14 protein-coding genes are annotated in these 15,238 nt (G+C 65.0%); 10 read left to right on the top strand and 4 right to left on the bottom strand.

Annotation, left to right across the window (positions count from 1 at the left end; translation table 11 throughout):
* Positions 1 to 64: 64 nt before the first annotated feature.
* A complete protein-coding gene (locus ACVZTU_RS04020; RefSeq protein ID WP_482401473.1) occupies positions 65 to 1,465 on the top strand; it encodes an MmgE/PrpD family protein in 1,401 nt (466 codons plus the stop codon).
* 69 nt (positions 1,466 to 1,534) lie between these two features.
* Positions 1,535 to 2,371 carry a phosphosulfolactate synthase gene (locus ACVZTU_RS04015; RefSeq protein ID WP_482401472.1) on the top strand — a complete coding sequence of 279 codons (837 nt, stop codon included), beginning with the start codon at positions 1,535 to 1,537 and terminating at the stop codon, positions 2,369 to 2,371.
* An 86-nt stretch (positions 2,372 to 2,457) separates the two neighbouring features.
* Here the strand turns inward: ACVZTU_RS04015 and ACVZTU_RS04010 are convergent, their stop codons facing one another.
* From ACVZTU_RS04010 to ACVZTU_RS03995, 4 genes are read right to left on the bottom strand one after another with little or no spacing between them, the layout of a single operon-like run.
* Entirely contained in the window at positions 2,458 to 3,003 is a 546-nt protein-coding gene (locus ACVZTU_RS04010; protein ID WP_420095781.1) for a hypothetical protein, read from the bottom strand.
* On the bottom strand, positions 3,000 to 4,331 hold the full coding sequence (locus ACVZTU_RS04005; protein WP_446656010.1) for a signal peptidase I: 1,332 nt from the start codon (positions 4,329 to 4,331) through the stop codon (positions 3,000 to 3,002). Before ACVZTU_RS04005 ends, ACVZTU_RS04010 begins: the two co-directional genes overlap by 4 nt.
* Positions 4,332 to 4,345: 14 nt before the next feature.
* Positions 4,346 to 5,044, bottom strand: coding sequence for a SipW-dependent-type signal peptide-containing protein (locus tag ACVZTU_RS04000; RefSeq protein WP_482401471.1), 699 nt, complete (start codon positions 5,042 to 5,044; stop codon positions 4,346 to 4,348).
* Positions 5,045 to 5,061: 17 nt separating this feature from the next.
* Complete coding sequence (locus ACVZTU_RS03995; protein WP_139469219.1) at positions 5,062 to 5,667, bottom strand: SipW-dependent-type signal peptide-containing protein; 606 nt, start codon at positions 5,665 to 5,667, stop codon at positions 5,062 to 5,064.
* Positions 5,668 to 5,955: 288 nt separating this feature from the next.
* On the opposite strand from ACVZTU_RS03995, the gene ACVZTU_RS03990 reads away from it, so the two are divergent.
* The 8 genes from ACVZTU_RS03990 (at position 5,956) to ACVZTU_RS03955 (ending at position 15,144) form a co-directional block, all read left to right on the top strand.
* The gene (locus ACVZTU_RS03990) at positions 5,956 to 7,140 is read left to right on the top strand and encodes a 4-hydroxybenzoate 3-monooxygenase (protein ID WP_172175145.1); all 1,185 of its coding nucleotides are present in this window, start codon (positions 5,956 to 5,958) and stop codon (positions 7,138 to 7,140) included.
* A gap of 62 nt (positions 7,141 to 7,202) precedes the next feature.
* Positions 7,203 to 8,027: a protocatechuate 3,4-dioxygenase subunit beta gene (gene pcaH, locus ACVZTU_RS03985; RefSeq protein ID WP_482401470.1), complete on the top strand. Its 825-nt coding sequence runs from the start codon at positions 7,203 to 7,205 to the stop codon at positions 8,025 to 8,027.
* Positions 8,020 to 8,604: a protocatechuate 3,4-dioxygenase subunit alpha gene (pcaG, locus tag ACVZTU_RS03980; RefSeq protein WP_139907066.1), complete on the top strand. Its 585-nt coding sequence runs from the start codon at positions 8,020 to 8,022 to the stop codon at positions 8,602 to 8,604. Before pcaH ends, pcaG begins: the two co-directional genes overlap by 8 nt.
* A 6-nt stretch (positions 8,605 to 8,610) precedes the next feature.
* On the top strand, positions 8,611 to 9,981 hold the full coding sequence (locus ACVZTU_RS03975; protein ID WP_482401469.1) for a lyase family protein: 1,371 nt from the start codon (positions 8,611 to 8,613) through the stop codon (positions 9,979 to 9,981).
* 44 nt (positions 9,982 to 10,025) lie between these two features.
* A complete protein-coding gene (pcaDC, locus tag ACVZTU_RS03970) occupies positions 10,026 to 11,330 on the top strand; it encodes a bifunctional 3-oxoadipate enol-lactonase/4-carboxymuconolactone decarboxylase PcaDC (protein WP_482401468.1) in 1,305 nt (434 codons plus the stop codon).
* 109 nt (positions 11,331 to 11,439) lie between these two features.
* Positions 11,440 to 12,651, top strand: coding sequence for an MFS transporter (locus ACVZTU_RS03965; protein ID WP_139469208.1), 1,212 nt, complete (start codon positions 11,440 to 11,442; stop codon positions 12,649 to 12,651).
* A 100-nt stretch (positions 12,652 to 12,751) separates the two neighbouring features.
* Positions 12,752 to 13,507 (top strand): peptidylprolyl isomerase, encoded by a 756-nt coding sequence (locus ACVZTU_RS03960; RefSeq protein ID WP_482401467.1) that lies wholly within the window; start codon positions 12,752 to 12,754, stop codon positions 13,505 to 13,507.
* Between the two features lie 200 nt (positions 13,508 to 13,707).
* Positions 13,708 to 15,144, top strand: a complete 1,437-nt coding sequence (locus ACVZTU_RS03955; protein ID WP_139469205.1) for an MFS transporter — start codon at positions 13,708 to 13,710, stop codon at positions 15,142 to 15,144.
* Positions 15,145 to 15,238: the final 94 nt, after the last annotated feature.

Here is a 15,238-nt window from a genome sequence, read left to right as displayed (position 1 = left end):
TTGACGTCAAGATACTTTTAGAGTCATGCTTTAGGTACGCCTTACCTAACTAGGAGGGGTCACGATGAAGGTCACCATGGACCAGCACCACGCACCGACAGAGGTGCAATCACTCGCTCAGTTCGTCGCCGATGCCTCGCTGGACATGCTCAGCGATAGCGCCCTCGAACAGCTCAAGATCCGCGTTCTCGACACAATCGGCGTCGCCATCGGCGCCCTGGACGCTCCCCCGCTGCAGGAGATCAGAACCCTCATCGAGGACCTCGGGGACGGACGCGGAGCCACGCTCATCGGCGGGGGCCAGGCCAGCCCCGATCACGCCGCGTTCTTCAATTCCGCCCTGAGCCGATATCTCGACTTCATGGATGCCTATCTGGCCAAGGGCGAAACCAACCACCCGTCGGACAATATGGGCGCGGTCCTCGCGACCGCGGAGCTGACCGACGCCTCGGGCGCGGACTTTCTCACGGCCTTCGCCGTGGCTTATCAGATCCACACCCGGCTCTCGGATGTCGCACCGGTGAGAGACCTCGGCTTCGACCACACGACACAGGGCGCTTTCGCTGCGGCGGCCGCCTCGGCGAAGGCATTGGGACTGAATGCCGAGCAGATCGCGAATGCTGCCGCCATGGCCGGCACCGCGAACGTCGCACTGCGGGTCACCCGGACCGGAGACCTCAGCCACTGGAAGGGCCTGGCCTATCCCCATGTGTCGAAGGAGGGAGTCTTCGACGCACTCCTTGCCTCACGCGGAATCACCGGACCGTCCGAGGTCTTCGAAGGCAACAAGGGCTTCAAGGCCCTGGCCGGAGACTTCGAGCTCGACTGGTCGGCGGAGGATCTCGAGAAGGTCACGGACACGATCATCAAGAAGCACAATGCGGAGATCCATTCGCAGTCGGCCCTCGACGCCGCACAGGACGTCCGCTCCCAGGAGGGATTCCGTGCCGATGCCATCGCCAGCGTCGAGCTGACGACCTTCGATGTCGCATACTCGATCATCGGCGGCGGCGAAGAAGGCGACAAGCGCTCCATCCGCACGAAGGAGGAGGCCGATCATTCGCTGCCGTGGATGCTCGCGGTCGTCCTTCTCGACGGTGAGCTCAATCCGGCGCAGTACGAGGCTGAACGGATCGTCGCCGACGATGTCCAGGACCTCATGCACAAGGTTACGATCACTCCCTCCACGGAGTTCAGCGATCGCTTCCCCGAGCAGATGTGCGCCGACCTCGTCGTCACCCTCGGCGATGGGACCCAGTTCCGGGCGAACACCGACGACTATGAGGGTTTCACCACGCATCCTCTCGACTGGACGGGAGCCCGGAAGAAGTTCGATGCACTGACGTCCCCCTTCGCCGAGGCGGAGCTGCGTGACGAGATCGCCGACATTGTCCACGACCTCGAGAACCATCAGATCCGAGAGCTGACCGCGGTCCTCGCGCACGTCCCCCAGGCTCGCAGCTGAGGCTGCGTCACCCGCCGGAGATCCCGGCACCCAGTCGGCGACCGCCGACACCCGAAGAAAGGAAAGACCATGTCGAACGCCATCGATTTCGATGTGTCCATGAACTTCGTCCCCCGCGCCCACCGCTCGGCCAAACCCCGCACCATCGGGATGACCGAGATCCGCGCTCCGTACTATTCGACCTTCGGCACCCGGCACCTGCAGGACGTCTTCGACGTCGCCGGTCAGTGGGTCGACGGCATCAAGTGGGCCGGGGGCTCGTTCTCCCTCGTCCCGGCCGAGCAGGTGAAGGCCTTCAGCGACATCGCCCATGAGAACGGGGCGTATGTGTCCTCCGGCGGATGGATCGAAACGGTCCTGCGCTACGGAGATGACGCAGTCGACCAGTACCTCAAAGAGGCTAAGGCGGTCGGCTTCGACGTCATCGAGATCTCGACCGGATTCATCATGCTCCCGACCTCAGGCCTTGAGCGCCTCGTCGAGAAGGTCGTCAAGGCCGGGCTGAAGGCGAAGCCGGAGCTGGGCATCCAGATCGGCTCCGGCGGAGACTCCGGTGAGGCCGAACTGGCTGCGGAGTCTGCAAAGGACATCGGCGATCTAGTCGACCGCGGCAAGCGGGCGCTCGATGCCGGAGCCTCGATCATCATGATAGAGTCCGAGGGCATCACGGAGAACGTCGACGAGTGGAACACCCCTGCGGCCGCCTCGATCATCAACGGTCTGGGCCTCGAGAACGTCATGTTCGAAGCCGCCGACGGGCCGGTCTTCGAGTGGTACATCAAGAACTACGGCAACGAATGCAACCTATTCGTCGACCACTCGCAGATCCTCCAGCTCGAGGGGCTGCGCCAGAACATCTGGGGCAATAAGTCAACCTGGGGTCGGGTGATCAACCCACGCCCGTGAGGCCGTACTGCTGCATATGTGTGCGGGTGTGCCCGAGAACGGACACCCGCACATCTGCCAGTACGAAAGATCGTCAGACCTCGGAATCACGTCAGATTGCGACAGTTTCCGCCGATTCCGCCCAGCAACCCGGCGTTACTAGCGACAGAGGCAGATGTCGAAACCCAACCGCTGGCATGTTTGGCCTGAAAGGCTATCTCCAATTCGGATCCGAGTCCGAGCAATCCGCCAAGCAGGTTGGTGGGCACGTCTGTCGTGTACGATCCATCGCTGTTCGAGGTCGTGTTCGACGTCAGATTGAAGCCGGTGATCGGTGCCAAGACGGACCCAAGACCGCTCGTAGATGCAGTGACAACGATGTTGCTGAGTGAGTAACCCGCCGGAGGCTTCCAAAAGACTCGCACACTAGCACCGATACCAAGAATACCCGGACGGAACTGGCAGTTGCCGGTCAACACCGGTGCCGGGACCTTGCCCGCAGTGAACGTCCCCTGGCTTATCTTCTCATCATTCCAACCGGCGAGGGTGCCGTTGACTGCGGCTGGACCGGCGACGAGGGCGAGCAAGGCGACTACTGCCAACAGCAGACGAGCTCGTCTCCAAGATTGTCGCGGCGAGTTCCTGCCCGTCATGACATCCTCGCCTTCCTGGTTCGCGACACGATCGCTGAGCCGGTGACAACGAGCAAGAATGCTGCGAGCAGAATCCACTGCCAACCATCGATTCCGGTCCACGGCAGCTCGCCGGAACTGCCGCCATCGGCCGCGCCCTCGACAGTGCCATCAGAGTCAGTGCCAGAATCGCCCGGCGCGCCAGGATCACCGGGATCTCCTGGACCTGTCGAAACCTTGTCGCCGAGGCCTTCCGCCAGCACGCGCACACCCGCCCTGGCGCCAGCTACCGCGCGAACATCGGCGTCGGCTGCGAGAGTCGCCGTTACCTCGACTCGGCGAGAGTCATCGCTGTCCATTTCCAGCAGGGTGAGACCGTCGTCAGCAGCTGGCTCCAATTCGCTGAGCACCATTCCGCGAATCAACATCTGCGAACCACTTGGACACGGTGCCTCCGCTTCAGTCATCGCGCATTCCCGCACATCGATAGACAGCGAATCCGTCAGCGCCTCCGCCCCTGCCCCCGACCCGATATAGATCGTTATGTCTCCCGGTTCGGAGGCATCTGCCCATACATCGACCGCCCATGTGGCCGAGCTTCCGGGACTGAGGTTGCGCATCTTCTCGGCATCACCGAAGTCGCGCATACGCAGGATGTCATCTGCCGCATCTGATGACGCGGACAGGGAACGATCCGCGTTTACGGACAGAGCATCCTCGGCAAACGACACCCCTGGCACTACCTGCCCAACCACAGCCACGGCCACCACCACCGGCAGCGCGATTGCGTGCCGCGGTGATCGCGCACGGGGGCGGGTCGCCTCGGCGAGGGTGTCGTCGTCATCCTCATCTCGCCGTGGCCAGAATGCCCACACGACGAGGAGGCTGGCCGCGATCGTGATGCCGCCGAGCAGGAACGGATTGCGCCACTGTTGAAGGATCGGAGCGACCCCGGGGATTGAGAACATCACCGTTCGGACCGTCTCGGCGGTGTAGGGGTCAGGGTCTTTCTCGGCGTTCGCATCGCCCTTCATCTCAAACGTCACTGCACCGGTGGAGTCGTCAATGCTCTGGATCTCGGTGACGCGGTGAGTCACCGGTAGGACGTTCTCCCCGCGATCGACGGTGACGATGTCACCGATCTTCATGTCCTTTGCGGGGATCTCACGAACGAGGGAGGCCGATCCGGCCGGGATCGTCGGACTCATCGAGCCGGTTTTGAACATGATGATCGATACGTTGAACACGAAGCTGAGGATGACGAGCACGATGCAGACCACGCCGAGGACGGCGAGGACATTGAGCACGGCTCCGCCCAGCCATGAACCCACGTTCCGCTTGCGTGTCATAGAGCCCGCCATGGTCAATTCCCGGGCGCGGTGGACTCGGCCGTGAACGTCCAGGTGTGGCTCGCCTGCAGACCTTGGGCAGAGCTCGGAGCGTTGCTTGCCAGTGTCACCTCGAAGCAATAGTCCTGGACCGACGCGGAGGCGGCTTTGAGGGTTTGGGTGGTGTCGGCTGTGGGCGTGGAGCTCAGCGGGATTGCAGCAGCAGCGCTGCCGAAGACGAAGGCGCCTGGACCAGGAAAATTGGCCGCGTTACAGGTGACACCCGACGTCGATCGGGCCACGGATCGGTATGTGAGTGCAGAGGCAAAGGTATTCGGATTGGAGATTCCGCGTGCTGAGACCGTGAGCTTGCCGTCGATCGACGTATTCGACGTGGTGCGCACTGACACTGGCGCGTAGACCTTCTGCCCCGGGTACATGTTGCCCGCATTGAAGGTCATCTCATTCGTGCCGTTCCATTCGCCGCCGACCCGGAGCTCGATGTTGAACCGTCCGGCTTCGAAAGAGCCGGAGGCCTCTTCCGAGTCCGTCCACGCGGCGACCGTGGCCGTTGCGCCCACGCCGAGTACGAGGCCGCCAGCGAGAATCGCCTTGATGCGGCGGCCTCGCAGCTGCTGTCGCTGACGCAGCTGCCGTCGACTGACTGAGCGGGCGTCATCAGGCGCCCGCCGGGACGAGAAGAATCTATGCAGCGTCGGCAGAAGCGACCTCATCGATCAGCTCAGAGTCGTCATTCGGCCGAGGTGGCGGTGAACTGCCACTGAGCGGTTGTGTTCTGCCCCTGCTCCAGCGAGTCACCGGCAGTGACCTGGAAGCACAGCGTGACCGGGTCGCCGGTCGCAGTGTCTGCGCCCGCGGTGAGATTGAATTCCGCAGCGCCCGTAGTCGAGTCCAGCGCCGTCCCCTCGGGCACAATCGAAGTGCCCTCTGCGGTGGCCGAGCAGTCACCCGCCGAGGCGACCTGAACGATCGCGTAGGTCAGCGCCGCAGCGTTGTCCCCGCCTCCTGCCGCCGACTCGAGAGAGACAGTCGCGTCGTAGCTCGTCGGTCCGTCGAGGCGCAGCACGAAAGGCGCCGCCACGGTATCGCCGGGCGACATATTGTCCCCACCGTCGAGGTCGAAAGTCAGCGCCGCGGCACCGTCACTGCTCTCATGGTCAGCGAATGTCGTTCCGTCGGTGCTGCCCTGGACGTTGAATGAACCTGCGCCGAAGACGCCTTCGGCCCATTCGTCGTCGGTCCAGGCCGCCAGCGTCACGGCAGCGCCGACGCCGAGGACGATGCCGCCGGCGAGGATGGCTTTGAATTTGCGCGAACGCGTGGTCTTTGTGGTCACTGGGGACTCCTCATTGTCGGGCGCTCCAGCGCCTTGTCACGATGAAATATTGTGGGGAATGACTTCATGATGACTTATGAATTACTTTCGTAGAACTTTTTTCCATCACTTCTGTAATCTGTTATCGAAAAGTGACTTAGGGAAGTAATGCCCAAAAGCGCCACACCGATAGTCCCGTTGGCCCCCTCCGCCCACCCCAACCCCCTCCTCCCATTCATTGAGAACGTCATCGCCTCGCGTCCGTGACTGGGCGCACACTGTTGGGAAGAGACAGGCAAGGAGGCCAAGGTGGCACAACTTCAGACAGACGTCGCAATCGTCGGGGCCGGACCCGCGGGGCTCATGCTCGCGCACCTGCTGCACAATGCAGGCATCGAATCCGTCGTCATCGACAACCGCAGCCGCGACGACATCGCCCACACCCACCGCGCCGGCATCCTCGAAGCAGGATCCGTGCGCATGCTCGAGGCCGCAGGCGTCGAATCGCGCGTCCACACGGACGGGCACCGACACGACGGAATCGACATTCGAGTCAACGGCTCTTCGAACCACTTCGACTTCCCCGAACTCGTCGGCGAATCCGTCTGGCTCTACCCCCAGAACGAGATCTTCGTCGACCTCTCGGCCGCCCGCGAACGGACCGGCCGCCCCACCTATTACTCGGTCACGGACACCCGCCTCGGCGATGTCGAAACCGAACGTCCCTGGGTCACCGCCACCACTTCCGACGGCGACGAACTGCGCGTCGACGCCCGCTACGTCGTCGGCGCCGACGGCTCCCGGGGACCATGCCGCTCGATGATCCCCGACGGCACCCGGCAGCGCTTCTTCCACGAGTACCCGTTCGCCTGGTTCGGCATCCTCTGCGAGGCCCCGCCCAGCCACGAAGTCCTCATCTACTCCCGCTCCGAACGCGGCTTCGCACTCATCTCCCAGCGCTCCGACAACGTCCAGCGCATGTATTTCCAGGCCTCCCCCGACACCGACGTCGCCGAATGGTCCGACGATCGGATCTGGACCGAACTCCAGGCCCGCGTCGACGGCCCCGACGGGTTCGAACTCAAGACCGGGCCGATCTTCGACAAGACCGTGCTCCCCTTCCGCTCGGCCGTGACCGAGCCGATGCAGCACGGTTCGATGTTCCTCGCCGGCGACAGTGCCCACACCGTCCCACCGACCGGAGCGAAGGGCCTCAACCTCGCCTTCGCCGACGTCGCCGTGCTCGCGCCGGCCCTCATCTCGGCGCTCAAGGACTCCGACGCAGAGGCGCTGGCCGGCTATTCGCAGACCGCGACCAAACGCGTGTGGAAGGCCCAGAACTTCTCCTACCAGATGACACGGATGCTCCACACCGACCCGACTCAGGATGACTTCGAAACGAAGCGCAGCCTCGGCGAACTCCGGTCCATCCTCGAATCCGACCACGGTCGCCGCTACCTGGCCGAGTGCTACACGGGCTGGCCGCACGGCTGACCCGCACCCCCACCGACCCCACCACGATGTCAACCGACGAAGAGACGAAGAGAGGTTCGACGATGAGTCAGCACCAGTCCTCGGAGAACGAAGATCAAACCGTGAAAGGCCCCGACGACGCAGCCGAATCGCAGGCGACTCTGTCCGCCGAGATCGACGGCATCGAAGCGCAGTACAAGCAGGATGTCGCCGGCGGCAAGAAGCCCGAGACCCAGCCGCGGCTGGATTACCAGCCCTACCGGTCATCGATCCTGCGTCACCCGACGAAGGACCCCCGCCACACCGACCCCGAGACGATCGAGCTCTTCTCCCCCGCCTTCGGACACCGGGACATCGGCACCCTCGAATCCGACCTGACGATCCAGGCCGACGGCGAACCCATCGGCGAGCGCATCCGCGTCACCGGTCGGGTCATCGACGGGGAAGGCCGCCCCGTGCGCAACCAGCTGGTCGAGATCTGGCAGGCGAACTCGGCCGGACGCTATATCCACAAGCGCGACCAGCACCCGGCCCCGATCGACCCGAACTTCACCGGCGTCGGCCGCACCCTGACCGGCGACGACGGCTCCTACTCGTTCACGACGATCAAACCGGGCCCCTACCCGTGGAAGAACCACCACAACGCCTGGCGACCGGCCCACATCCACTTCTCGCTCTTCGGATCCGAGTTCACACAGCGGATGATCACCCAGATGTACTTCCCCGGGGATCCGCTCTTCGCCCTCGACCCGATCTACCAGTCGATCACCGATCAAAAGGCGCGCGACCGCCTCGTGGCGACCTATGACCACAACATCACCGAGCACGAATTCCTCATGGGCTTTAACTGGGACATCGTGCTCACCGGCGCCAACCGGACCTGGATGGAAGAAGAGGACGATGACTGACACCCCCACGACCCCTGATCTCACGCCGACACCGGGCCAGACCGTCGGCCCGTTCTATGGCTATGCGCTGCCGTTCGAGCACGATAATGAGCTCGTCCCGCCAGGCTCGGCTCGCGCCGTGCAGCTGACGGGAACCGTCTTCGACGGGGCCGGTGCCCCGGTCCCCGATGCCATTCTTGAGATCTGGCAGCCCGATGAGCACGGCGCTGTCCCCCGCGAGACGGGATCGCTGCGCCGCAACGGCTTCACCTTCACCGGCTTCGGCCGCGCCGCCGTCGACCCGGAAGGCGAGTTCAGCTTCTCCACGGTCGATCCCGGCCCCACCGAGGCGGGCAAGGCACCCTTCATCAGCGTCGTCATCTTCGCCCGAGGGCTGCTCAACCGGCTGTTCACCCGCATCTATCTGCCTGAGGACACCGCGGCACTGGCCGCCGACCCGCTCCTGTCCTCGCTCGACGAAGACGAGCGCACCCGCCTCATCGCCACTCGAGGGGCTGACGGATCGCTGCACTTCGACATACGGTTGCAGGGTGAGGAGGAAACTCCCTTCCTCCGATTCCCCAGCCACGAGGACTGAAGCGACATGACCGACACCGCCCACACCCGGTTTCTCTTCGCCCCCGGCGATCTGCGCGGATCCGAAGCCATCGACGACGCCGCGTTCATCACCGCGATCGGCCAAGTCGAGACCGCATGGATCGTCGCACAGGGACGGGTGGGGCTGGTGTCGTCGGAGATCCGCGCCGAGGTGGCCGCCGCCATCGATGCCACGATCCGCACGCTCACGGACGATCACACCGAACTCGAATCCCTGGGTGAGGCCGCCGAATCCGGCGGCAACCCGCTCATCCCGTTTCTCGCCCGCGTCCGCTCCCGGCTCTCCCCCGAAGCCTCACGATGCCTGCACCGGGGGCTGACCAGCCAAGACGTCATCGACACGGCGATCGGCCTGCTCGTCTCCCGCGTCGTGCGGCAGATGCAGGCCAGGCTCGAAGTCATCGGTGCCTCCCTCGTCGAACTCTCCGACGCCCACGCGAAGACCTTGTGCCTGGCCCGCACCCTCACCCAACCGGCCCTGCCGACGACCTTCGGCCTCAAGGCCGCCGCCTGGGCCGCCGAGGTCAATGAAGTCCAAGGCCAGGCACCCTACGTCGACTATGTGCAGGTCGGCGGGGCCGCCGGCACCCGCGCCGCGATCCGCTGGTTCGCCGGCGATTCTACCGAATCCCTGCTCCGCGAATTCCACGTGCAGATGGTCGGTCCCGACGCGGCACTCACCCAGATCCCCGTCCCTTGGCACACCGATCGCGTTCGCATCCTGTCTTGGGGCTCCCACCTCGCCCAATGCGTCTCCGTCGGGGCCTCCATCGCCCGCGATGTCCTCATCGGCGTGCGCCCCGAGATCGGTGAGCTGTCCCTGGCCTCCACCGGCGGATCCTCGACGATGCCGCACAAGTCGAATCCCACCTCGGCGGTGCTGCTCCACCGCAACGGAATGCGCGTGCCCGGATCACTGTCCACCCTGACCACGGCCGCCGCCGAAGCCATCGAAGAACGCTCCGACGGTGCCTGGCATGCCGAATGGCCGGCCCTGTCCGAGCTCATGACCCTGGCGATCTCCTCGCTCATCATCCTCGACGAGATGATCGCGGGCCTGCGCGTCAACGCCGAAGCCATGCGCGCGAACCTCGACGCTGCCTCCCCCGGGATCTATGGGGAGAAGCTCGGCATCGTCTTCGGCGACCGGATCGACAAAGACACCCGCGCAGCCATCATCGCCCCCGGATCCGACCCTGTCGCAGAACTTCGCGCCGAGATCGGCGACGAGGATGGAATCGAGGAATTCTTCACCCCCGAGTCCTACCTCGGTGAAGCCGAGGACATCCGCCGCACCATCCTGGCGACCATCGACAGCTCCGGACCGCAGGAGATCGACCTGCCACCCTTCGACTGAGACCCGTATTCCGACTTAAGAGCCGACCGAAGAAAGTGACACCCATGGACCTCACCGCATCCGTCCTTGCCGCACCCGCCTCCCCCGCCACCGATGCCCGAGTGCTCGTCGTCCTGCCTTCCCTGGGTACCTCCGTGGCAGCCCTATGGCAGCAGGCCGCCACCGAATTGACCGCACTCAGTCCGGAGACGACGGTCATCGGCATCGACCTGCCCGGCCACGGCCGTTCGGCACCGATCGATGTCCCCGCGGGGACGTCCATAGCCCCGCGAGTCACGATGTCCGACCTCGCCGAGGCGGTCCTGGGCACCCTCGATCGGGTCCTTCCCGATGTGGCCGCCCCCGGCGCTCCCGTCGACCTCGCCGGCGATTCGATCGGCGGAGCAACGGCCCTGCAGCTGGCGCTCGATCACGGCGACCGCTTCGGCCGCATCGCCGTCTTCTGCACGGGCGCGAAGATCGGTGAGGCCTCGGCCTGGGAGGAACGCGCCCAGACGGTGGCGACCTCGGGCACCCCGACTCAGGTCATCGGTTCGGCACAGCGCTGGTTCGGGGAAGGGTTCATGGACCGGGAACCGGAGGCCTCGGCTGCGCTTCTTCATTCGCTGCAGGACGCCGACCGCTTCTCCTATGCTTCCCTCTGTTATGCACTGGCCGACTTCGATGTCCGCGCGCGACTGCCCGAGATCACGCGTCCCCTGCTCGCAGTCGCGGGTTCACAGGATCAGCCGACTCCGGCGACGAAGCTCGCCGAGATCGCAGGCGAGGTCCCCGGGGCGCTGCTCGAGGTCATCGACGGCGCCGCTCATCTCGTGCCAGCCGAGGCTCCGGTCGTGACCGCGGGTCTGCTCGCTGACTTTCTGCAGGGCAAGGGACTCGGCGCAGGGGCCGGCGGAGCCGCTTCCCCGGAAGCCGGTCCCGAGCTGCCGACAGCCTCGGGGCCGCGGGAGGCCAGCCGCGACGACGTGCGCGAGGCGGGAATGGCCGTGCGACGGCAGGTGCTCTCCGATGCCCATGTCGAGCGCGCGAATGCGAAGGTCGACGATTTCACGAGCGACTTCCAGGACCTCATCACCCGCTACGCCTGGGGTGAGATCTGGACCCGTCCAGGGCTCGAGCGGCGGATGCGCTCGGCGATCACGCTCACTGCGATGATCGCAGGTGGCCACGAGGCGGAGCTGGCGATGCACGTCAAGGCTGCGCTGCGCAACGGGCTCACCCGCGATGAGATCAAGGAGGTCCTCCTCCAGTCGGCCATCTACTGCTCCGTGCCGAGCGCGAACACCGCCTTCTCCGTCGCCTCGCAGGCTCTGGCCGAATACGACGCCGAGGAAGCGAACGTCGACTGAGGCTGTTCGAATCGTCACATTGGGTACCTGAGGGGTTCCGAGGAACCGCTGTGGGCAATAGGCTGGTGCGGTTGCCTCCCCGATCCCGCGTTTCCCTTGAAGGAGCCCCATGAGTGATGCCCCGGTCTCCCGCGGAGTCTACAAGTTCGCTGTCTTCGCCTTGGCGATCGGCGCCTTCGCCATCGGGGTGACTGAGTTCGCGACTATGGGCCTGTTGCCGATGATCGCCGAGGAGCTGGGCATCACGGTCCCCCAGGCCGGGCATGCGGTGTCGTTCTATGCGATCGGCGTCGTCGTCGGCGCACCCCTGATCACGACCATCGCTGCCCATATGGATCGCAAGCTGCTGCTCCTGTGCATGATGGGTCTCTTCGCTCTGGGCAACCTCGCCTCGATGCTCGCCCCGACGGCCGGACTGTTCAACATCGCACGCTTCGTCTCCGGTCTGCCGCACGGAGCCTACCTGGGCATCGGAGCCGTCGTCGCCGCCTCCCTCGTCCCGGCCAACCGCCGCGGCCGAGCCATGTCACGAGTGATGCTCGGCCTGACGATCGCGAACATCTTCGGCGTTCCCTTCGCTGCGGCACTCGGCAATATGTTCGGATGGCGCAGCGCCTACGCCCTCGTCGCCGCGCTCGGCGTGCTCACCGTCATCATGGTCGCCGTCGGCGTTCCGCGCGTGAAGCTCGGCGCGGTGCCCTCGGCCCGCGGGGAGATCAAGGCGCTCGGACGCGTCCAGATCATCCTCACCCTCGTCGCCGGTTCCGTGGGCTTCGGCGGAATGTTCGCCGTCTACACCTACATCACCCCGACGATGACCGACGTCGCCGGCGTCCCCAGCGTCGCGATCCCGTGGGTGCTCGCCGTCTACGGCCTGGGCATGACCGCCGGATCGCTGATTGCCGGACCGCTCGTCGACAAGTCCATCGAACGCTCGGCCACCGGCGGCATGATCCTCTCGGCCCTCGTGCTCGCCGCGTTCGGCGCCTTCACCCACATAGCGGCGATCGCGATCATCGCCCTCTTCCTCATCGGCATCTCCGGGTCGATGATCACCACGGCCCTGCAGATGCGTCTGTTCCGCGAATCCCACGACGCCCCGAGCCTGTCCGCGGCCATGAACCACGCCGCCTTCAACCTCGCCAACGCCCTGGGCGCGTGGCTCGGCGGAATCGTCATCACCGCCGGCCTCGGCTACCGTGCACCGGCTTGGGTGGGTGTGGGTCTGTGCGTGTCCGGGCTCATCGTCATCTCCATCGCGATCTTCCTTCGCCGAGGCGGCTCCCCCGACCCGAGCACCCGCACCTCCGTCGAGACCTGAGTTCCGCCGAGAAACGGGCTGCGTGTCGAGAAACGGGTGTGCACGCCCGTGTCTCGACGCTCAGCCCGTTTCTCGGTGAAAGTGCCGATACGATGAACGCATGGATCACCCTGCGCCCAGTCGCTCTCATGCCCTGACCCGCCACTCTGATGAATCGAACCGTCGCCCGAAACCAGCTCTGCTGCTGACCCTCGCTGCTTTCGCCGTCCTCGCCGTTCTGCTGCTGAGCGGATGCGGATCGTCTGATTCCGAAGGGAACTCCGGCGAGTCCTCCGGGAGCTCGGACTCCGCGGCCGCCGCGGGAACCTGCTCGTACCCTGCTGACTCGCAGCCGGGCGCGAAGGAAGTCGACGCTCCTGAAGAGAAGCCGCAGGCAAAAGGCAGCGTCGACGCCACCGTCGCGACGAGCGCCGGGGACCTCGCGGTGACTCTTGATGCCGACCGCGCCCCGTGCACCGTCAACAGCTTCCTGTCACTGGCCGCGCAGAAGTACTTCGACGACACCGAATGCCACCGCCTGACCACCGAGGGCATCTTCGTCCTCCAGTGCGGCGATCCCACGGGCACCGGGTCGGGCGGCCCAGGCTACTCGTTCGCCGATGAGCTCGACGGCTCCGAGACCTACCCGGCCGGCACTCTGGCCATGGCGAACTCCGGCCCGGATACGAACGGCTCCCAGTTCTTCGTCGTCTACGACGACAGCTCGCTGCCGCCCGACTACACCGTGTTCGGACAGTTGGATGAGAAGAGCACGAAGACCGTCGCGGATCTCGCTGCCAAGGGCACAGACTCCGGCGCCGGCGACGGCGCACCCAAGGAGAAGGTGACGATCACCGAGGTCACCACCGCGGACTGACCGCCCGTCCGAGTTGTCCAGAACACTTCGACCACCTAGTAATCTCATTCGGTGAGACTCGGAAATCACGTTTTGTGAGACGAGCGTAATCTCGATTCGTCGCCGTCGACGCTGTGCCAGACACAGCGCCGACGGCCTTTTCCATTGGCACGGACCACCCGCCCGTGCCTGCACTCACGAAACAGCGGAGCACCACCACCATGTCCACCGAAACACAGCCGGAGAATCCCTCTTCGGCACCCGGAGTCGACGACGACGCAATCGCAGCGACTCGGAAGAACAACACCCGCGGCAAGGTCCTGACCGCCTCGATGGTCGGCACCACGATCGAATTCTTCGATTTCTACGCCTACGCCACGGCCTCCTCGCTGGTCTTCCCGGCCCTCTTCTTCCCCAACCAGACGTCGACGACTCAGCTGCTGAGCTCGTTCGCGATCTTCGGCGTCGCCTTCGTCGCCCGCCCCCTCGGCTCGATCATCTTCGGCCACTTCGGTGACCGCATCGGCCGGAAGAAGACGCTCATCGCCTCTCTGCTCATCATGGGCATCGGCACCTTCCTCATCGGCCTGCTGCCGACAGCCAGCACGCCGGGCTGGGTCGTCCTCGCCCCGCTGTTCCTCGTTCTTCTGCGCTTCTGCCAGGGCGTCGGCCTCGGCGGCGAATGGTCGGGCGCGGCACTGCTGGCCACCGAGAATGCCCCGAAGGGCAAACGCGCCATCTGGGGCACTTTCCCACAGCTCGGCGCGCCAGTCGGCTTCATCATCGCGAACCTGCTCTTCGTCGCCCTCGGCACCTGGACCTCCCCCGAGGCGTTCCTCGCCTGGGGCTGGCGCATTCCGTTCCTGCTCTCGGCCCTGCTCGTCGCCGTCGGCCTCTATGTCCGCATGTCGCTCATGGAGACCCCGGCGTTCCAGCTCGTCGCCCAGAAGCAGCAGATCTCGAAAGCCCCGCTCGGGCGGGTCTTCGCCACGAGCTGGAAGCCGCTCATCCTGGGCACGTTCATCATGCTCGCGACCTACGTGATCTTCTACTTCATGACCGCGTTCACCCTCACCTACGGCACGTCCCCGGCCACCCCGGAGCAGGCCCAAACCGCCGCTGAGGCGGCAGGGAAGTCCTTCGATCCCGCAGGCTTCGTCGCGGGGCTGGGGTACACGAAGAACGAATTCCTCACCTACCTCATCATCGGAGTCGTCTTCTTCGGCATCTTCACCGTCGTCTCCGGCCCCCTGGCAGAGAAGCTGGGACGCCGGAAGATGCTGCTGGGCGTGACCGTGCTCATCGCCGCCTACGGACTCGTCGTCAACGCCCTGTTCAACGCCGGCACCCCGGGAGTCATCATCGGCCTCATCGTCGGCTTCATCCTCATGGGGCTGACCTTCGGTCCGATGGCCGCATACCTGCCCGAGCTCTTCCCCGCCAATGTCCGCTACACCGGTTCGGCGATCTCCTACAACATGTCCAGCGTCATCGGGGCCGGTCCCGCACCATTCGCCATGGTCGCTCTGTGGCAGCACGAAGGAGGGTCGATCTTCTACTGCGGTCTCTACATCATCGCCGCGGCCATCGTCACGATCATCGCCCTGTGGCTGGCCAAGGACACCTCTGACCTCGATATGGAGGATCAGCTGAGCTGAGCCTCAGTCCGAACCTGGTCACTCATCCGAGGCCCAATCGCCGTTTTCGGCGGTCGGGCCTCGGCTCTGTGACCACAACTCACCGGCATCGCAG

It is taken from the genome of Brevibacterium sp. OS20, assembly GCF_056837565.1.
This window is presented reverse-complemented; position numbering and strand designations above follow the sequence as displayed.